Source organism: Cellulomonas hominis, assembly GCF_014201095.1.
In the GTDB taxonomy this organism is placed as follows: domain Bacteria; phylum Actinomycetota; class Actinomycetes; order Actinomycetales; family Cellulomonadaceae; genus Cellulomonas; species Cellulomonas hominis.
In genome coordinates this window covers 731,331-748,810 of sequence record NZ_JACHDN010000001.1, presented here as the reverse complement: position 1 = coordinate 748,810, position 17,480 = coordinate 731,331, and the positions used below count along the sequence as shown (strand labels likewise).

General features: G+C 75.3%; 17 protein-coding genes and 1 tRNA gene. 8 read left to right on the top strand and 10 right to left on the bottom strand.

Translation table 11 applies throughout. The features are described from left to right. Nucleotides 1-215: 215 nt before the first annotated feature. The 3 genes from HNR08_RS03555 to HNR08_RS03545 all read left to right on the top strand — a co-directional run bounded on the left by HNR08_RS03555 (nucleotide 216) and on the right by HNR08_RS03545 (nucleotide 2,593). Complete coding sequence (locus HNR08_RS03555; RefSeq protein WP_146834271.1) at nucleotides 216-1,727, top strand: MDR family MFS transporter; 1,512 nt, start codon at nucleotides 216-218, stop codon at nucleotides 1,725-1,727. 55 nt (nucleotides 1,728-1,782) lie between these two features. Next, nucleotides 1,783-1,856: transfer RNA gene (locus HNR08_RS03550), tRNA-Leu, on the top strand. A gap of 101 nt (nucleotides 1,857-1,957) precedes the next feature. Then, nucleotides 1,958-2,593 carry a GAF and ANTAR domain-containing protein gene (locus HNR08_RS03545; protein WP_146834268.1) on the top strand — a complete coding sequence of 212 codons (636 nt, stop codon included), beginning with the start codon at nucleotides 1,958-1,960 and terminating at the stop codon, nucleotides 2,591-2,593. On the opposite strand, the gene HNR08_RS03540 is transcribed toward HNR08_RS03545, so the two are convergent. From HNR08_RS03540 to HNR08_RS03525, 4 genes are all read right to left on the bottom strand, one after another. Further along, entirely contained in the window at nucleotides 2,590-3,330 is a 741-nt protein-coding gene (locus HNR08_RS03540) for an ANTAR domain-containing protein (protein ID WP_146834265.1), read from the bottom strand. The two genes, HNR08_RS03545 and HNR08_RS03540, sit on opposite strands and share 4 nt — an antisense overlap. Before the next feature lie 58 nt (nucleotides 3,331-3,388). Next, nucleotides 3,389-3,775 (bottom strand): ANTAR domain-containing protein, encoded by a 387-nt coding sequence (locus tag HNR08_RS03535; RefSeq protein ID WP_146834262.1) that lies wholly within the window; start codon nucleotides 3,773-3,775, stop codon nucleotides 3,389-3,391. A gap of 172 nt (nucleotides 3,776-3,947) precedes the next feature. Next, nucleotides 3,948-4,592, bottom strand: coding sequence for a TetR/AcrR family transcriptional regulator (locus HNR08_RS03530; protein WP_146834259.1), 645 nt, complete (start codon nucleotides 4,590-4,592; stop codon nucleotides 3,948-3,950). A gap of 53 nt (nucleotides 4,593-4,645) precedes the next feature. After that, the gene (locus HNR08_RS03525; protein WP_222595995.1) at nucleotides 4,646-6,682 is read right to left on the bottom strand and encodes a beta-galactosidase; all 2,037 of its coding nucleotides are present in this window, start codon (nucleotides 6,680-6,682) and stop codon (nucleotides 4,646-4,648) included. Between the two features lie 225 nt (nucleotides 6,683-6,907). On the opposite strand from HNR08_RS03525, the gene HNR08_RS03520 reads away from it, so the two are divergent. Beyond that, a complete protein-coding gene (locus HNR08_RS03520; protein ID WP_146834256.1) occupies nucleotides 6,908-7,591 on the top strand; it encodes an ANTAR domain-containing protein in 684 nt (227 codons plus the stop codon). Nucleotides 7,592-7,610: 19 nt separating this feature from the next. Further along, nucleotides 7,611-7,901, top strand: coding sequence for a sulfurtransferase TusA family protein (locus tag HNR08_RS21450; RefSeq protein WP_146834253.1), 291 nt, complete (start codon nucleotides 7,611-7,613; stop codon nucleotides 7,899-7,901). Nucleotide 7,902: 1 nt separating this feature from the next. Here the strand turns inward: HNR08_RS21450 and HNR08_RS03510 are convergent, their stop codons facing one another. Together HNR08_RS03510 and HNR08_RS03505 are read right to left on the bottom strand one after the other, a co-directional pair. After that, nucleotides 7,903-8,814, bottom strand: a complete 912-nt coding sequence (locus HNR08_RS03510; RefSeq protein ID WP_246802945.1) for a siderophore-interacting protein — start codon at nucleotides 8,812-8,814, stop codon at nucleotides 7,903-7,905. A 145-nt stretch (nucleotides 8,815-8,959) separates the two neighbouring features. After that, the gene (locus tag HNR08_RS03505; protein ID WP_146834250.1) at nucleotides 8,960-9,412 is read right to left on the bottom strand and encodes a MarR family winged helix-turn-helix transcriptional regulator; all 453 of its coding nucleotides are present in this window, start codon (nucleotides 9,410-9,412) and stop codon (nucleotides 8,960-8,962) included. 104 nt (nucleotides 9,413-9,516) lie between these two features. Between HNR08_RS03505 and HNR08_RS03500 the strand changes: the two genes are divergently transcribed. After that, nucleotides 9,517-10,749, top strand: coding sequence for an MFS transporter (locus tag HNR08_RS03500; protein ID WP_146834247.1), 1,233 nt, complete (start codon nucleotides 9,517-9,519; stop codon nucleotides 10,747-10,749). A gap of 42 nt (nucleotides 10,750-10,791) precedes the next feature. Here the strand turns inward: HNR08_RS03500 and HNR08_RS03495 are convergent, their stop codons facing one another. The 4 genes from HNR08_RS03495 to HNR08_RS03480 form a co-directional block, all read right to left on the bottom strand. Next, entirely contained in the window at nucleotides 10,792-11,415 is a 624-nt protein-coding gene (locus tag HNR08_RS03495; protein ID WP_146834348.1) for a response regulator, read from the bottom strand. A gap of 65 nt (nucleotides 11,416-11,480) precedes the next feature. Beyond that, nucleotides 11,481-12,896: a sensor histidine kinase gene (locus HNR08_RS03490; RefSeq protein ID WP_146834244.1), complete on the bottom strand. Its 1,416-nt coding sequence runs from the start codon at nucleotides 12,894-12,896 to the stop codon at nucleotides 11,481-11,483. A gap of 169 nt (nucleotides 12,897-13,065) precedes the next feature. Then, entirely contained in the window at nucleotides 13,066-13,893 is an 828-nt protein-coding gene (locus HNR08_RS03485) for an ABC transporter permease subunit (protein WP_146834241.1), read from the bottom strand. Continuing rightward, a complete protein-coding gene (locus tag HNR08_RS03480) occupies nucleotides 13,890-14,858 on the bottom strand; it encodes an ABC transporter ATP-binding protein (protein WP_146834238.1) in 969 nt (322 codons plus the stop codon). Before HNR08_RS03480 ends, HNR08_RS03485 begins: the two co-directional genes overlap by 4 nt. Nucleotides 14,859-15,116: 258 nt before the next feature. Between HNR08_RS03480 and HNR08_RS03475 the strand changes: the two genes are divergently transcribed. Beyond that, nucleotides 15,117-15,971 (top strand): Bax inhibitor-1/YccA family protein, encoded by an 855-nt coding sequence (locus HNR08_RS03475; RefSeq protein WP_146834235.1) that lies wholly within the window; start codon nucleotides 15,117-15,119, stop codon nucleotides 15,969-15,971. 89 nt (nucleotides 15,972-16,060) lie between these two features. Further along, complete coding sequence (locus tag HNR08_RS03470; RefSeq protein ID WP_146834232.1) at nucleotides 16,061-17,467, top strand: cystathionine beta-synthase; 1,407 nt, start codon at nucleotides 16,061-16,063, stop codon at nucleotides 17,465-17,467. The last annotated feature ends 13 nt before the right edge of the window (nucleotides 17,468-17,480 follow it).

Genomic DNA, 17,480 nt, shown 5'->3' with positions numbered 1-17,480 from the left:
ACGCCCGCCCGTCCCCGCACCCCGGGGGCGGGCGGGCGTCCGTCTGCCCCGCGGAGAATTCCCGCGACCCGTGCCGGACCCCGGTGGCACGATGTCCGGACCGTGCCGGCGTCCGACCCGTGGACGCCCGGGGATCCCCGTCCCCCGGCGGGGGTTCTGCGACGACGCACGCCATCCCCCCGGTGGACGACCACCCGACCCCACGAGGGAGACCCATGTCCGCGAACGCCGACACCGCGCGCCGCGCGCCGAGCACCACCACCCCCGGCGCCGCCGCGACGGCGTCCGCGCCGGCCCCCGAGCGCCTCGACCCCCGGGACCGCACCGTCATCGGCCTGCTCCTGGTCGCCGGCTTCGTCGTCATCCTCAACGAGACCGCGATGGGCGTCGCCCTGCCGGTGCTCATGTCCGAGCTCGGCGTCACCGCCGCCACCGGCCAGTGGCTGACCACGGGCTTCATGCTGACGATGGCCGTCGTCATCCCCGCGACCGGCTGGGTGATGGACCGGTTCCGGACCCGGCAGGTGTTCGTCGCGGCGATGTCCCTGTTCACCCTCGGCACGACCGTGGCCGCGCTCGCGCCGGGCTTCGGGGTGCTGCTGGTCGGGCGCGTCGTCCAGGCGAGCGGCACCGCCGTGATGATCCCGCTGCTCATGACCACCGTGCTGACGCTGGTGCCGCCGAGCATCCGGGGCCGCACGATGGGCACGATCTCGATCGTCATCTCGGTGGCGCCCGCCGTCGGCCCGACCCTGTCCGGCCTGGTGCTGTCGCAGGCGTCCTGGCGGTGGATCTTCGGCGTCATGCTGCCGATCGCCCTCGTCGCGCTCGCGCTCGGCGTGTGGAAGGTCCGGGACGTCACGACCACGCGGGACGCCCGGCTGGACCTGGCGTCGCTCGCGTTGTCGGCGGTCGGGTTCGGCACGCTGATCTTCGGCCTGTCCAGCATCGGCGAGTCCGCGGGCGGGCACGCGCCCGTCGCGCCGTGGATCCCGCTGGCGGTCGGCGCGCTCGCCCTCGCGGCGTTCGTCGTGCGGCAGCTGCGGCTGCAGCGGACCACCGGCGCGCTGCTGGACCTGCGGGTCTTCGCGGACCGCTCGTACACCGTGTCCACAGTGGTGCTGGTCATCTCGTTCATGGCCATGTTCGGTGCGCTGATCGTGCTGCCGATCTTCCTGCAGGACGTCCTGCAGCGCGGCACCCTGCAGACCGGCCTGCTCCTGCTGCCCGGCGGCGTCGTGATGGGCGCGCTGTCCCCGCTGGTGGGCCGGCTGTTCGACCGGTACGGCCCGCGCCCGCTCGTGACCCCCGGTGCCGTCGCGCTGAGCGCCGCGCTCTGGCTGCTGTCGACGCTGCACCCCGGGACCCCCGCGGGCGCGGTCGTCGCGGTGCACACCCTGCTCAGCGTCGGCCTCGCGTTCATGATCACGCCGCTGTTCACCTCGGCGCTCGGGTCGCTGCCCCGGAACCTCTACGGGCACGGCTCGGCGATCATCAACACCGTGCAGCAGCTCGCGGGCGCCGCGGGCACCGCGCTGTTCATCACCGTGCTGTCCACCACGACGGCGTCGCGGCTCGCCGCGGGTGCGGACGCGCTCGAGGCCACGGCCGCGGGCGTCCAGGGCGCATTCCTGTGGGGCGGCGTGGTGTCGATCGTCGCGGTGGCGGCGACGCTGCTGGTGCGCCGCCCGCCGGCCACCGCGGGGGACCTGCCGGCGATGCACTGAGCCGGCCTGCCACCGCGGCCCCGGGCGCCGGGACCGCGGTGGCAGGATGGCCCCGGCCCCCGTAGCCCAACCGGCAGAGGCAGCCGGCTTAAACCCGGCCCAGTGCGGGTTCGATCCCCGCCGGGGGCACCCATCCATGTGCCGGCAAGGCCCGCGGGATGGCGCGTCGCGACCGCCCGTGACACCGTGGACCCGGTGGCCGCACCTCGAGACGAGGGGAGGGCGGGCACATGGCGACGTACCTGCAGCGCTACGCCCGGACGGCCGCCGACGAGCTCGGCCCCGGCACGCACGCCAGCATCACGGTGCGGCACTTCGGCGCCACCGCGCGCGCCGGCAGCAGCAGCGACCGCGCGGCCCGGTGCGACGACGTCGAGGAGCGCACGCAGGTGGGCCCGTGCATCACGGCGATGCGCGGCATGGCCCCGGTGGTGCTGCCGGCCCTCGGCGGTGAGCAGCGGTGGCCGGAGTGGCGCGCCGCCTTCCGGGAGCAGGACTTCTCGTCGTTCGCGGCCGTGCCCGTCGTCGTCACCGCGCGGTGCGAGGTCGCGCTGAACCTGTACTCCGTCGGCCGGCGCGAGTGGGACGCGGCGGACCTCGCGGCCGTCGGGCGGGTCGCGGACGCGGCCGCGGTGGACGTGCGGGAGCGGCTGGACCGCGCCGGCCCGGCGCGCCGGGGCGACGGCGCCGAGGCCCGGGACCGCGTGGCGCAGGCCGTCGGCGCGCTCATGGAGCTGCGCGGCTGCGACGCCCCGGACGCGCAGGCGCTGCTGCTCCGGTTCGCCGAGCGCAGCGGCGCGGCGCTCCCGGACGTGGCGTCGTGGGTGCTGCTCGCGGCGGTCTCCCGGGTGGGCGGCTCCCGCTAGGCGTCCGGCAGCCAGTCCGGCCGGCGGCCCGCCGTGACGGTCTCCATGACCTCCCGCGCGACCTCGGTGATCGGCGCCCGGGTCGCGCGCGCCCGCTGCGCGAGCACGGTGAACGCCTGGCCCTCGTCGGCGTCGAGCAGGTACCGCAGCGCCCCCTTGGCCTGCTCCAGCAGCGCGCGGTGCTCGGCGGTCGCCCGGACCGCCTCGGCGACGGACGCCAGGTCGGGCCGGTCGCCGGCGTGCACGATGGCGACCGCCGCGATGTCGGCGAAGCCCCGGGCGGTCTGCCGCTCGTCGGCGGTGAGCGGGTGCGCCCGGGGGAGGAACACGTTGAGCGCGCCGAACGGCTGCCCGCGCCAGCGCAGCACGAACGCGTGCACGGCGTGGTACCCGGCGCGGGAGAGCGCCGGTGCCAGGCGGGGCCAGCGCTCGCGCATCGCGGCGTCGCCCACGACGGACACGTCGGCGTCCTCGGCCACCGCGTCCAGGCACGGGCCGGAGTCGACCTGGAGCTGGTAGAGCTCGAGCGACGCGGCGGCGTGCGACGAGGCGGCGAGCAGGTCGAGCCGGCCCGCGCGCGGCGCCGTCAGGTCCTCGGAGACGACGACCCCCACGTCGCCGTCGAGCGTCTCGGCGCTGGCGCCGACGGCCTCCACGAGCGTGCTGACGACGTCCTGCTCCTCGGCGAGGGCGGCGAGGCTCGACGTGAGCGCCGCCAGGTGGGTCCCACGAGTCATGGCTCTCTCCTCGGGCCGGACGTCGGTGCGACTGCGGCTGCGGCTGCGGTCGACGGTCTCATGATCCCTCGTCCGGTCGGAACTGGAGCGTGCGGTCCAGCACCTGCCCCGCCACCTCGGGCAGCGTCAGGTCCAGCGCGAAGGCGTGCGCGCGCAGCAGGGCGAGGGCGTCGGGCGCGGGGACCGCCAGCTGCGCCATCACCATGCCGGCCGCCTGGTGGATCACGGACCGCTCGTCCCAGGGGCCGGGCAGCGGCGGGCCGGCGGGCAGGGCGTCGTCCAGCACCGCGACCGCGATGACGTCCGCGAGGAACCCGAGGTCGTCCAGGCCGGCGGCAAGGGGGCCGGGCGCCGCGCGGTAGAGGCTCAGCAGCCCGAGCACGCCGGCGCCGGCGTGCAGCGGGACGACCGTGAGCGACGCGGCGCCGGTCTGCCGCGCGGCCATCTCGGCGTAGGCGGGCCACGGGCCGCCGCGGTCGGTCAGGTCGGGAGCTCCGCGGCCGTGGCGGTGAGCGCCGCGAGCAGGGCGGAACGGTCCACCATCGCCCCACCTCGCGGCTCGGTCGCGTCTGTCCGGATCAGCGTAGCCATGCGACGCCGAAGGGGCAGGACGGACGTCAGCGGTACCCGTCCCAGACCGGGGACGGGTAGAGCACCCGCTCGAACCGCGCCCACTCCGCGCGGAGGTCCACGGCGGGCCGCCGGAAGGCGCGCACCTGCGCGCCGTCCATGGCCTCGATGGTCATCTCCACGAGGTCGCGGAGCCCGTCGAACGGCCCCACCTCCGGGGGCAGCCGCCACGGCGTCCGCCGGTACAGGTCCCAGACCGCGTCCGGCCGGTCCGCGAAGTACGCGTGCGCGGGGTGCTCGGGCGACGCGGCCTCGGCCCCGAGCACCATGTAGAGCTTCATCAGCTCGGGCCGCTCGGCGTTGCGGTCGACGAGGAACCGGAAGTACCCGGGCAGCGACGGGCCGCCGGGGTGCGTGGCGGCGGGGTCGCCGCTCGCGAGGTAGTCCTCGGGGGTGTTGCGCCGGTCGTACCGCTGGGTGACCAGCAGCTCCAGCAGCCCCTCCTTGCTGCCGACGTGGTGCAGCAGGCCGGCCTGGGTGATGCCGACCTCCCGCGCCACGTCCTGGAGGGAGACGCCGTAGAACCCGTGCTGGGCGACCAGCCGGGTCCCGGCCTCGAGGATCTGCGCGATCCGCTGCTCGGGGGTCAGCCGCACCCGCTTGCGCGGCCGGTCGTCCTGCGTCGTCGCCACGTCTCCCGCTCCCGTCGTCACCGCGAGCGACCCTAGCGCCCCCGCGGCGCGGGTCAGGACTCGAGCACGAGCAGGTCCCACGCGCCGACGGTGACCTCGGCGCCCGCGACGACGTCGGCGCCGGCGAGGACCGACCGGCCCGTGACCGGCGCGGCGAACGTCACCGGCTCGGCCGAGTAGTTCAGCAGGTACGTGATCGCGCGCCCCGCCGCGTTGGTCCCGCGCCGCACCGTGACCGTGCCGGCGAGGTCCTGCGCCCAGTCGGCCACCCCGGCGTCACGGAGCACGAGGCCCAGCACGGCCCGGAGCAGCTCCGGCGAGGTCATGGTGCCGAGGTGGGTCAGCGACCCGGACCCGGTGCGGTGCCGGGTGACCGCGGCGTACCCGTCCCACGCCGGGTGGTCGTAGGACGCCAGCACCTCGGCCCCGTCCGGCCGCAGCAGCTCGAGGAACGTCCGCGCCCCCGCCTCGGCGCCGGCCGCGCCGGCCAGGTCGCCGTGCAGGGTCAGCCCGACGCCGTCCGGGACGGTGAACTGGTTGTACGTGGCGCCGGTCACCCCGGTCAGGCCGTGCGGGGCGGTGTCGTGCCAGACGGCCAGGTGCTCGTCGGCGACGGCCGTGCGGAACGTCGTGACCAGGTGCCCGCCGCCCCGGACGTACGCGTCCAGCCGGTCGACGGTCGCCTGCGGCGCGGCGTACAGCGCGGGCACGACGAGCACGTCGTACCGTCCGAGGTCCGCGTCGTCGGCGGGCACGAAGTCGACCTCGGCGTTCAGGTCGAACAGCGCGTCGTAGACCCAGCGCAGCACGTCGTTGTAGCCGGCCGACGACCCGAACACCCCGTCGATGAAGCCGGTCTCGAGCGTGAACCAGCGCAGGGCGGTCAGCGCCTCGTTGCTCACCATGACGGCGACCCGGTTGTGCTTGCGCAGGTGGAGCAGCGACCCGCCGACCCGGGCGGCCTCCCGGCCGAAGACGCCGGCCTCCTCGTACGTCGGGTTGCTCGCCAGGTCGTGCGAGAGCAGGCCCTTCCAGTACGTCTCGAAGGAGTGGTGGAGGGAGTGCCAGTGCCAGTACAGGACGCCGTCCGCGCCGGAGGCGAGGTGGCTGTACGCCTGGAGCCGCAGCTGCCCCGGGTAGGGGAGCCACGCGAGCTGCCCCTGCGCCTGGGTCTCCAGCACCAGGTAGTTGGCCCCGCCCTTGATCGAGCGGGTCATGTCCCCGCCGAACGCGATCTCCTTGCCGGTGAGCCGGGACTGCGTCGGGTGGTAGATGTCCACGCCGGCCACGTCCACCGCGGCGGCGGCCCGGAAGTGGTCGACGGCCGGCTGCAGCCCGTACGACCAGCCGGGGGTCCAGTCGAAGTCGAAGTTCTGCGTGACGAACTGGCCGGGGCGCGCGTATTCGCGGACGATGCCGGCCTGCCAGGCGAGGAACTCCTCGACCAGGCCGCGGCGGAACCGGTCGAACGCCGCGCCGAGGGAGCCGTTGACCGTGCCGCGCACGTCCGGGAAGTCCTCCCACGCGTCCACGCGGTTCGACCAGTAGTCGAGCCCGAAGGCGGCGTTGAGCGCGTCGAGGTCACCGCCGAACTCCTCCCGGAGGTGCTTCACGAACCGGCGCTGCACGGCGGGCCCGGCCGTGCCGTAGTGCTTCGTCTCGTTGTCGACCTGGAACCCGATGACGCCCGGCCGCGGCGCGGTGTGCGCCAGGAGCGCGCGGATGACCCGCTCCGCGTGCAGCAGGTACGCCGGGTTGGTGATGTCCATGATCTGCCGAGCGCCGTACCGCCCCTCGCCCGCGTCCGTCACCGCGAGCACGTCGGGGTACGAGGCGACCAGCCACGCCGGCACCGCGTACGTCGGGGTGCCCACGATCACGTGGATCCCGGCGGCCTCGAACGCGTCGAGCGCGCGGTCGACGTGCGTGAAGTCGAACACCCCCGGCTGGGGTTCCAGCGTGCTCCACGTCGACTCCGCGATCCGGACGACCGTGATGCCGGCCGCCCGCATCATCTCGACGTCCGTCGCGATGCGGTCCGTCGGCAGGTACTCGTCGTAGTACGCCGCACCGAACAGCAGCTCGTCCACCGGTTCACCCTTCGTCGCGCGATCGCCGGGCGGCGCGCGTGCGCGGGGTCCGGCCGGTCCGCCGTCGGACCGGTCGCCACTCTACCTACCAAGTGGTAGGTAGACGAACGCGCTGGTGGCGCCGCGGCGCCGCGCGAGCGGTGGCGGACCCGGCCGGAAGGGTCCAGCCTTGCCCCCTGTGCAGGAGCGCGCAGCCTTCGCGCGACGACGCCGGGGTGATCGAGCATGTCCGTCCAGGGGTCCGACGAGGCCGTGCGGCTGGACGCCGACGCCTCGCTCGACGCACTGATCCACACCCTCACCACGCAGGCCGGGCGCACGCTCGGGGTGGACGCGCACGCGTGCGCCACCGCGACCGTCCGGGGCCTGGACCGCTGGCTGGCCGCCGCCTCGGTGTCCGCCGCGCGCTGCGACGCGGCGCAGGACCGGCACCGCCAGGGCCCGCGCTACGACGTGCGGACGACGGCCGGGCCGGTGCTGATCGAGGACCTGGACGACGCCGCGGCCACCGCCCGCTGGCCGGTGTGGGCGCACGCGTGCCGCGTGCAGGGCTACCGGTCGGCGGCGGTGGTCACCGGCACGCACCGGGACGTCACCGTCTACCTGTCGTTGTACGGCCGGCGCCCGTGCGTCTGGGGGACCGCCGCGACGCGGGCGGTCGGCCTCGCGGAGGGCATCGCGTCCGTCGTCGTCGCGCGCGACGAGGTGATCGCCCTCGCGCACACGATGGACGACCTGCTCGCGTGCAGCCGCTCCCAGCCGCTGATCGACCGGGCCGTCGGCGTCGTGATGGCGCAGCGGCACTGCGACGCCACCGAGGCGCTGGCGTACCTGCGCTCCGCGGCGACCCACCGGGACACCCGGGAGGTCGCGGCCGGCCTCGTCGCGGGGGTCGTGCACCAGCGCTGAGCGGGTACGGTCGGCTCCCGTGACGGTGCACATCGACGGCGGGGACCTGGGCTGCGCGCGGCTGCTCGTGCTGCTGCGCGACCGCGCCCGCGAGCTCGCGCCCGGCACCGTCGTGCACCTGACGACGTCCGACCCGGTCGCACCGGTCGACCTGCCCGCGTGGTGCCGGCTGACCGGCCACCGCTACCTCGGGCCCGTGCCGGACGGCCCGCCGCCGGCGACCTACGCCGTCGAGGTGGTGGCCGGGGCGCGGGCCACGGACCCGGAGCGGCCCTGGCACCTGGCCGCGGGCGGCGCCGCGGACGGCTGACTCAGTCCAGCCCCGCGGCCGCCTCGTCGTCCTCGATGCGGCGCAGCCACTCGCGCTTGCCGGCGCGCCAGCCCTCGTCGTCCGCGCCGAGCCGCCAGTAGCCGGAGATCGACAGGTCGCCCGTGGCGAGCCCGCGCTCGACGCGCAGGTGGTGCCGCAGCTCGCGGACCGCGCCCGCCTCGCCGTGCACGAAGGCGTGCACCCGGCCGCCCGGCCAGGGCAGCGCCCGCACGGCCTCGACCAGCCGCGCGCCGGGGGCGGCGTCGCCCGTGTGCACCCAGCGCAGCGCGACGCCGTCGGGCACGCGCAGCGGGACCTCCTCCGCCCGGTCGGCGACCTCGAGCACCGCGACCCCGGCGGCGTCGTCGGAGAGCCGCTCCAGCGCGACGGCGACCGCCGGCAGCGCCGAGGCGTCCCCGACCAGCAGGTGGTGGTCGGCCGTCACGTCCGGGCTGTACCCGCCGCCGGGGCCGACCACGGCGATCTCGTCGCCCGGCAGCGCGGTGGCGGCCCAGGGCCCGGCGAGCCCCTCGGCGCCGTGGACCACCACGTCCAGCGTGACGGTGAGCTCCAGGTCGTCGTAGGCGCGCACGGTGTACGTCCGCAGCCGCGGCTGGTGCTCGGGCGGCAGCGCCTCCCGGGCGGCCGCGAGGTCCACGACGCCCTCCGGGGTGGTCCACGCCGCCAGGACGTCGGCGCCGGACGGCGTGCGGCCGACGCCCGGGAGCAGCACGAGCTTGACGTACGAGTCGGCGTACGGCGACGGCGCGAACCCGGCCAGACCGGGGCCGCCGAGCGTGACGCGGACCATGGCCGGCGTGAGGTGCTCGGTGCGCAGGACGGTCGCGCGCAGCGCGGTGCGGCCCTTGCGCGGCGGGGCGGCGGGGTCGACGGCGGGGTCGGATGAGGTCACGCGGGAGCACCTTCCGGGTGGTCGGGTGCCGGACGGGAGCGGCGCGGGTTCGCGGGCGCCACGGCCCGGGGGCGTGGCCGGTGCGCCGTGGTCGAGCGTAGGTGCTCGCGGCGCGGGACGTCACGCAGACCCGCGGCGAACCCCTTCAGCGACCCGGGTGGGCACGGCCCCAGGTGTCGACGTCGGCGTTCAGCCGCGTGAGCAGCCGGGCCAGGTCGGCGCGGTCGCCGTCCGTCCACGTCGCGAGGATCTCCCCGTACAGCCGGGCGCGCTCGTCCCGGGTGCGCCCGAGGGCGGCCACCCCCTCGGGGGTCGCGGCCACGACGGTCACCCGGCCGTCCGCGGGGTCGGTCCCGCGCGTCACGTGCCCGGCCTGCTCCATCGCGAGCACCTGGCGGGTCACCGTGGACGGGTCGAGGCGCAGCGCGTCCGCGATCGCGTTCACGCTGGCCGCGCCGCCCTCCACGAGCACGCCGAGCACGAGGTACGCGGAGCGCTCGAGCTCGCCCGACCGGCGCGTGGCCGAGCGGCGGGTGCGGTCGGACAGGCGCAGCAGCATGGCCACCTGGGCCTCGATCGTGCGCACGGCGTCGTCCATGGGTCCCCTCGCGTCGGTCGGCCGTGCGCAGTCTGCCACGGCGTCCTGGGGACGATATCTGTATGATGCAGATAAACCCCGCCGCCGACTCCCGAGGAACCCGCATGCCCAGCCGGCACCCCGAACCGCACCGCACCGCCATCTACGCCACCGCCCTCACCGCGTTCTTCGCGATCGCCGGCATCGCCGTGGTGGACCCGATCCTGCCGGTCATCGGCGCCGAGATCGGCGCGTCCACCTGGCAGATCGAGCTGCTGTTCACCGCCTACCTCGTCGTCATGGCGGTCGGCATGATCCCGGCCGTCATCGCGACCGGCCGGTTCGGCTACCGCGCCGTGCTCGCGACGGGCGTCACGGTCGTGGCGGCCGCCGCGGTGCTCGCCGCGCTGTCGGGGAACATCGCGGAGCTCGCCGTGCTGCGCGGGCTCTGGGGGCTGGGCAACGCCATGTTCTTCGCCACCGCGATGGTGCTGCTCGTCGCGCTCGCCTCCGACCGCGAGTGGGTGGTCGAGCTGTTCGAGACCTGCGTCGGACTCGGCTTCGCGGTCGGCCCGCTGATCGGCGGCCTGCTCGGGCAGATCTCCTGGCGGGTGCCGTTCGCCGCGTGCGGCGTGTTCATGCTCGTCGCGCTGGCGATGTCCATCACCCGGCTCCGCGACCCGCAGGACCCGCCGACCCCGCTGCGGCTGCGCGACGTGGTGCAGCCGTACCGCCGGCCCGCGTTCCGCACGCTGTGCGTCGTGACCGCCGCGTACAACTTCGTGTTCTTCGTCGTGCTGGGCTACACCCCGGTCTTCCTCGGGCTCGACGTCGTCCCGCTCGGCCTGGTGTTCACCGCCTGGGGCGTCGGGCTCGCCGTGGGCATCCTGGTCGTCGGCCACCGCCTCGCGCACCGCGTCGGGGCCGTGGCCACCGTCGGCGTCGCGCTCGCCGGCCTGCTGGTCGCCCTGGTGCTGCTCGCGACCAGCGCCGGCACCGCGGAGTCCGTGGCCGTGCTCGTGCTCGCCGGCGTGTGCATGGGCATCGCGAACGCCAACCTCACCGACCTCGCGCTCGGCATCGGCGGTGCCGAGCGCCGGACGACGACGGCCGCGTTCAACCTGGTCCGCTGGGGCTTCGCCGCGCCGGCGCCGGTGATCGCCGGCCTGCTGCACCCGCTGAGCGCGACCGCGCCCTACTGGGTCGGTGCCGGCGTGCTGGTCGTCGGCGTGGCGGTGTTCGCCTGGAAGGGCCAGGGCATGGCGACCGCGGTGGGGGAGCGCCTGACCTGGCGGCAGTGGGACCGCGCGGCCCGGGCGGTGGAGGGCACGCCGGAGGAGGCGATCGGCGAGGCCTGAGCCGCCGCGCCACGGCCGGCGCCGCGCCCGGCCGGCGCCGCGTCAGCGACCGACGAGGCCCGACTCGTACGCGAACACCACGGCCTGCACCCGGTCCCGCACGCCGAGCTTCGCGAGGATCCGCCCCACGTGGGTCTTCACGGTGGCCTCCGACAGGAACAGCCGCTCGGCGACCTCCGCGTTCGACAGCCCCTCCGCCACGGCGAGCAGCACCTCGCGCTCGCGCTGGGTGAGCTCGGCCAGCCGCGCGTCCCCCCGCGGGGCCTCGGCGGGTCCCTCGCCCGGCAGCTCCTCGGCGAACAGCTCGAGCATCCGGCGGGTGACCCGCGGCGACACCACGGCGTCACCGGTGGCCACCGCGCGGATCGCGGCCGTGAGCTCCGCCGGCCGGGCGTCCTTGAGCAGGAAGCCGCTGGCCCCGGCGCGCAGCGCGGCGAACGCGTACTCGTCCAGGTCGAACGTCGTGAGGATGAGCACCCGGGAGGACGCCCCGGACGCCACGATCCGCTCGGTCGCCTCGATGCCGTTCATCCCGGGCATCCGGACGTCCATCAGCACGACGTCGGGCTCGAGCGCCGCGACCTGCCGCAGGGCCTCCGTGCCGTCGCCGGCCTCCCCGACGACGGTCAGGTCCTCCTCGTCGTCCAGCACCAGGCGGAAGCCCATCCGTAGCAGGGCTTGGTCGTCGACCAGCAGCACCCGGATCGGCCCGCTGCGCGCGGGGGTCTCGGTCACGGGTGCTCCTCGGGGTCGGTCGGGGCGGTGTCGTCGGTGCGCAGCTCCACGTGCACGCGCCAGCCGGCGCGGTACGGACCCGCGGTCACGGTGCCACGGTAGACCGCGGCGCGCTCCCGCATGCCCACCAGGCCGCGGCCGGTCCGCACGGGCGGCGGCGTCACGCCGGGCACCGTCGGCACCGGTGCGGGCGCCGCCGTCGTCACGGGGTCCGCGTCGGTGCGCGCCTCGGGCGTGGTGCCCAGGCGCTCGCTGAGCCGGCCGCGCAGGCCGGGGCCGGCCGACGGGGGCTCCGCCACGGGCGCCGCGCCGTTGCCGTCGTCCACCACCTCGATGCCCACCCGGCTCTCGCCGTGCCGGACGAGGACGTCGACCCGGCTGCCGGGGCCGGCGTGCCGCAGCGCGTTCGTCAGCGACTCCTGCACCACCCGGTACACGGTCAGCGCCAGCCCCGCGTCGGACGGCAGCGGCGGGCCGGCCGTCGTCAGGTGCACCGTCAGCCCCGCGGCGCGGAACTGCTGCACCAGCGACTCCAGGTCCTGGGTCCCGGGCTGCGGCTCCAGCGGGACGTCCGCGCCGCGCAGCACGCCGAGCATCCGCCGCATGTCCGCCAGCGCGGAGCGCCCGGTCTCGGAGAGCAGGTCCAGGGCCCGCTCCGCGTCGTCGGGGGAGCGGCGGACCGCGACCCGGGCGCCGTCGGACAGGGCGATCATCACGGTCAGGCCGTGCGCGACCACGTCGTGCATCTCCCGCGCGATGCGGGTCTGCTCGGCGGCCGCGGCGAGCTTCGTCTGCTGCTCGCCGGCCTCCACGAGCTGCTGGTGCCGGTCCACCAGGCTGCGGGTGTGCAGCCGCCGGCCCCGCACGTTCGCGCCCACGGCCATGGCGATCAGGCCCAGCACGAGGAACGTCGACACGTCGGACGCGGTCGACGGGCCGGCGGAGTCCTCGAGCACCGTGCCGTCGGGCGCGGTGATGACGACCGGGGCCGCGGTCCGCCCGGTGGCGCCGTCGACACCCCACACCAGCAGCGACCCGGTGACGAGCACGGTGGCCCCCGCCAGCACCACCCAGCCGGTGCGCTGCGGCCGGGTCGCCGCCACCACGTAGAGCGCCAGCGCGAACCCCATCCCGAAGCCGCCGATCCCGCCCGCGACCAGCACGTGCGCGACGGCCAGCAGCGCCGTCGTCCCGGCGACCCGGATCGGCCACCGGCGGCGGAACCACAGCGTCACCACCCCGAGCGCGGTGAGCACCATCGAGCCCACCGCGGCGCCCGCGCCGCGCTGCTCGGCGGACACCTGGACGAGGCTCGAGACGCCCTCGCCGACCTCCGAGATGCTGCCGAGCACGAACGCCAGGCAGACGACGACGTCCGACGCCCGGGGGTGCTGCGCGAAGTAGCGCCGCACCCGGCCGAGGCGCCGGGCGTCGAGCTCGGTGAACGAGGCGACCGGCAGCCGGCCGTGGTCCTGGCTCAGCGGGTCCTCCTCGGGGTCTCGGCGGGGCGTCGGGCTGGGGGAACGGCGTGGCCCCGCCCCGGGGATGGGGGCGGGGCCACTGTGCCAGAGGCGGCGGGGCTCAGGCGTCCCGGCGCTTGATGAGGACCGCGGCGCCGGCGAACGCCACGACACCCCAGGCGAGGAGGACGCCGTAGCCCTGCCAGGGCGACAGCACGGCCTCGGGGTTGGCCGACTGGACGAGCTGGCTGCCCGCGGACATCGGCAGGTAGGGCGAGACCTTCTCGAAGAACGTCCACGGGATGCTCGCGAAGATCCCCTCGACCACCAGCAGCAGGCCGAGGACCGTGGCGAGCGCGCCCGCCGAGTGCCGGAGCATCGCGCCGATCCCGAACGCGAGCAGCGCGATCGCCGCCAGGTACAGCGGGGCGCCGAGCAGGATGCGCTGGTTCTCCGTGTCCGCGAGGTCCACGCGGGTCGACGGGTCGAGGACGAGGTACGTCACGAGCCAGGACAGCGCGGTCGCGACGACACCGGTGACGAAGGCGACCGCGACCGTCACCAGCCCCTTGGCCAGCAGCGCGGGCGTGCGGGTCGGCGAGGTGGACAGCGTGCTGCGGATCATGCCGGTCGAGTACTCGCCGGTGATCGTCAGGACGGCGAGCACGCAGATCGCGAGCTGCGAGAACTGGATGCCCCCGACGACCTCGCCGGCGCCGAAGCGGCCCAGGTCGGCGCCCGAGGCGCGGATCTCCTGCATGCCGAAGTGCGCGATCATCCACGCGATGCCGGTCTGCGCGATCACCGTGATGGGCAGCACCCACCAGGTGGACCGGACCGACCAGAGCTTGATCCACTCCGACCGCACGAGCCGGGGGAACGTCACCCGGAGGTCGCCCGCCGGGCGGGCGGCGGCGCGGGTGGCGGGGACGGTGGCGGTGGCGCTCATCGCCGGGCCTCCTCGGGGGTGCTGGCGGGGGTGGTGTCGGACAGGGTGGTGCCGGCCCCGGTGGGCGCGGAGTGGTACTCGACGTCGTCGGCGGTCAGCGACATGTAGGCCGCCTCGAGCGACGCCGCCACGGGGGTCAGCTCGTGCAGGACCACCGCGTTGCGGGCGGCGAGCTCGCCGACGTCCTGCGCGGACGCGCCCACGACCTCGATGAGGCCGGCCTCCACGGAGGTCACGGTCGTCTCGGGGCCGCGGAGCAGCTCCGCGAGCCGGCCCGCCTGCGGGCTGCGCACCCGGACGCGGGTGCCGGAGGCCCCGGCGACGATGTCGGACACCGGGGCGTCCGCGATGATCCGGCCGCGGCCGATCACCAGGATGTGGTCGGCGGTCAGGGCCATCTCGCTCATGAGGTGCGAGGACAGGAACACCGTCCGGCCCTCGGACGCCAGGTGCTTGACGAGGTTGCGCACCCAGAGCACGCCCTCGGGGTCCAGGCCGTTGACCGGCTCGTCGAGGATCAGCGTGCGCGGGTCCCCGAGCAGGGCGGCGGCGATGCCGAGCCGCTGGCCCATGCCGAGGGAGAAGCCGCCGACCCGCTTGCCGGCGACCGCCTGCAGGCCGGTCATCTCGATGACCTCGTCGACCCGCTTGCGGCCGATGCCGTGCGTCGCGGCGACCGCGCGCAGGTGGTTCGTCGCCGAGCGGCCGGAGTGCACCGCCTTGGCGTCCAGCAGCGCGCCGACCTCGGTCAGCGGCGACGTCAGCTGCGCGTAGGGGCGGCCGTTCACGGTCACGGTGCCGGCCGTGGGGCGGTCCAGGCCCATGATCATCCGCATGGTCGTCGACTTGCCGGCCCCGTTCGGGCCGAGGAAGCCGGTGACCTTGCCGGGCTGCACGGAGAAGTCGATGCCGGCCACGGCCGTCTTCTTCCCGTACCTCTTGGTCAGTCCTCGTGCCTCGATCATCGTGTCCTCACAGGGTGGTCATCCGGTACACCACGAACCTACGGACCCGGGCTCGCGGCCGGAACGCCCGTGCGGCCGAACCTGCGGGGCGCGGGGCTCGCCCACCGGGAGGACGGGGGTCCACCTCACGGATGACCCCGGGGGTGGCGGCCTCGGACCGAAGTCGGCGGTCCGGCTGCGGGAACTTCCTGAGCGGTCGCGGCGTTCTAGGCTGGTGAACCACTGCCGGCTCGATCGCGAACCGACCATGGAGGACCGATGACCAACCCGGTGTTCAACAACAGTGCCGTCTTCGGCGACCCGCGCGCCCGCGGCAAGCGCGGCGGCCGCGTGCAGCAGGGCGCGCCGACGGGGACGCTCGGGGGTGCCACCGGTCCCGTGATCGAGGCGTCGACCCTCGAGCAGATGTACGGCGCGCCGTCCGCGACGACCCGGGACACCGGGCGCCTCACGTACGACGACGTCATCGTCAAGACCGGCGGGCTGCTCGCGCTGCTCGTCGTGGTCGCCGCGGCGACGTGGAACCTCGCGCCCGGCATCTGGCCGCTCGGCGCGATCGTCGGCCTGGTGCTCGGCCTGGTCAACGCGTTCAAGCGCGAGCCGAGCCCGCTGCTCATCACGCTGTACACGGTCGCGCAGGGCGTGTTCCTCGGCGGGATCAGCCTGGCGTTCCAGAACATGACGTTCGACGGCCAGAACGTGCAGCCGATCGTGCTGCAGGCCGTGATCGCGACGTTCGCGACCTTCGGCGCCGCGCTGTTCCTGTTCAAGTCCGGCCGCGTGCGGGTCACCCCGAAGTTCACGCGCTGGCTGCTCATCGCGATGGTCGGCTACCTGGCGTACTCGCTGGTGAACGTCGTCATGATGTTCTTCGTCCCGAGCGACGGCTTCGGCCCGCTGCGCGAGGGCCCGGTCGGCGTCATCGCCGGCCTCGTCGCCGTCGGCCTCGCCGCCGCCAGCCTGATCATGGACTTCGACGCCATCAAGCGCGGCGTCGACCAGGGTGCCCCGGCCAGGATGGCCTGGTCCGCCGCCTTCGGCCTCATCGTCACGCTGGTCTGGCTGTACCTCGAGATCCTGCGCATCCTCGCGATCCTGCAGGGTCGCGACTAGCACCCCACGACGACGGCCCCGACGCCCGGCCCTAGGCTGGACGGCGGGGCCGTCGCGCGTCCCGCCGCCGTTCAGCCGTCTGGAGCACCGTGAAGTACGCGCAGCACATCTCCGAGCTCGTCGGGAACACCCCGCTCGTCCGGCTGAACGCCGTCGCCGCCGGGCTGTCCGCGACGATCCTGGCCAAGGTCGAGTACCTCAACCCGGGCGGGTCGGCCAAGGACCGCATCGCGCTGAAGATGATCGAGGCCGCCGAGGCGTCGGGCGAGCTGAAGCCCGGCGGGACGATCGTCGAGCCCACGAGCGGCAACACCGGCGTCGGCCTGGCGCTGGTCGCGCAGCGCAAGGGCTACCGCTGCGTGTTCGTCTGCCCGGACAAGGTCTCCGAGGACAAGCGCGACGTGCTGCGCGCGTACGGCGCCGAGGTCGTCGTCACGCCGACCGCGGTGCCGCCGGACCACCCGGACTCCTACTACTCCGTCTCGGACCGGCTGGTCACCGAGATCGAGGGTGCCTGGAAGCCGAACCAGTACGCCAACGTCAACGGCCCCGCGAGCCACTACACGTCCACGGGGCCGGAGATCTGGTCCGACACCGACGGCCGGGTCACGCACTTCGTCGCGGGCGTGGGCACCGGCGGCACGATCACCGGCACCGGCCGGTACCTGCACGACGCGTCGGCCGACCGCCCCGAGGCCGACGGCGGCCGGGTGCGCGTCGTCGGGATCGACCCGCTCGGGTCGGTGTACTCCGGCGGGGACGGGCGGCCGTACCTGGTGGAGGGCGTCGGCGAGGACTTCTGGCCGGCCGCCTACGACCCGTCGGTGCCGGACGAGATCATCGCGGTCTCGGACGCCGACTCGTTCGCGATGACCCGGCGCCTCGCCCGCGAGGAGGCGCTGCTGGTCGGCGGCTCCTGCGGCATGGCCGTCGAGGGCGCCCTGCGCCTGGCCCGGCGCCTGCAGGACGAGGACCCGGAGGCCGCGGCGCGCGCCGTCGTCGTCGTCCTGCTGCCCGACAGCGGCCGGGGCTACCTGTCGAAGATCTTCAACGACCGGTGGATGCGTTCCTACGGGTTCCTCGACGCCGACCAGGGCGCGACCGTCGGCGACGTGCTGCGCACCAAGGACGGCAGCCTGCCCGCCCTCGTGCACACGCACCCGAACGAGACCGTCCGCGACGCCATCGAGATCCTCCAGGAGTACGGCGTCTCGCAGATGCCCGTCGTCGGGGCCGAGCCGCCGGTGAAGATCGGCGAGGTCGCCGGCGCGGTGTCCGAGCGCGAGCTGCTGGACGCGGTGTTCTCCGGTGCCGCGGCCCTGTCCGACCGGGTGGACCGGCACATGTCCGCGGCCCTGCCGCTGATCGGCTCCGGCGAGACCGTCGACTCCGCCCGGGACGCGCTGCAGAAGCACGACGCGCTCATGGTGGTGGACGACGGCCAGCCCGTCGGGGTGCTGACACGGCACGACCTGCTGGCGTTCCTGGCGCGCTGAGCGGCGCGGCGCG

What these genes read in the sequence shown, in the direction of transcription:
- HNR08_RS03555 (WP_146834271.1), top strand. Translation starts at nt 216, where the DNA reads ATGTCCGCGAACGCCGACACCGCGCGCCGCGCGCCGAGCACCACCACC.
- HNR08_RS03545 (WP_146834268.1), top strand. Translation starts at nt 1,958, where the DNA reads ATGGCGACGTACCTGCAGCGCTACGCCCGGACGGCCGCCGACGAGCTC.
- HNR08_RS03540 (WP_146834265.1), bottom strand. Translation starts at nt 3,330, where the DNA reads ATGACTCGTGGGACCCACCTGGCGGCGCTCACGTCGAGCCTCGCCGCC.
- HNR08_RS03535 (WP_146834262.1), bottom strand. Translation starts at nt 3,775, where the DNA reads ATGGCCGCGCGGCAGACCGGCGCCGCGTCGCTCACGGTCGTCCCGCTG.
- HNR08_RS03520 (WP_146834256.1), top strand. Translation starts at nt 6,908, where the DNA reads ATGTCCGTCCAGGGGTCCGACGAGGCCGTGCGGCTGGACGCCGACGCC.
- HNR08_RS03505 (WP_146834250.1), bottom strand. Translation starts at nt 9,412, where the DNA reads ATGGACGACGCCGTGCGCACGATCGAGGCCCAGGTGGCCATGCTGCTG.
- HNR08_RS03500 (WP_146834247.1), top strand. Translation starts at nt 9,517, where the DNA reads ATGCCCAGCCGGCACCCCGAACCGCACCGCACCGCCATCTACGCCACC.
- HNR08_RS03495 (WP_146834348.1), bottom strand. Translation starts at nt 11,415, where the DNA reads ATGGGCTTCCGCCTGGTGCTGGACGACGAGGAGGACCTGACCGTCGTC.
- HNR08_RS03485 (WP_146834241.1), bottom strand. Translation starts at nt 13,893, where the DNA reads ATGAGCGCCACCGCCACCGTCCCCGCCACCCGCGCCGCCGCCCGCCCG.
- HNR08_RS03480 (WP_146834238.1), bottom strand. Translation starts at nt 14,858, where the DNA reads ATGATCGAGGCACGAGGACTGACCAAGAGGTACGGGAAGAAGACGGCC.
- HNR08_RS03475 (WP_146834235.1), top strand. Translation starts at nt 15,117, where the DNA reads ATGACCAACCCGGTGTTCAACAACAGTGCCGTCTTCGGCGACCCGCGC.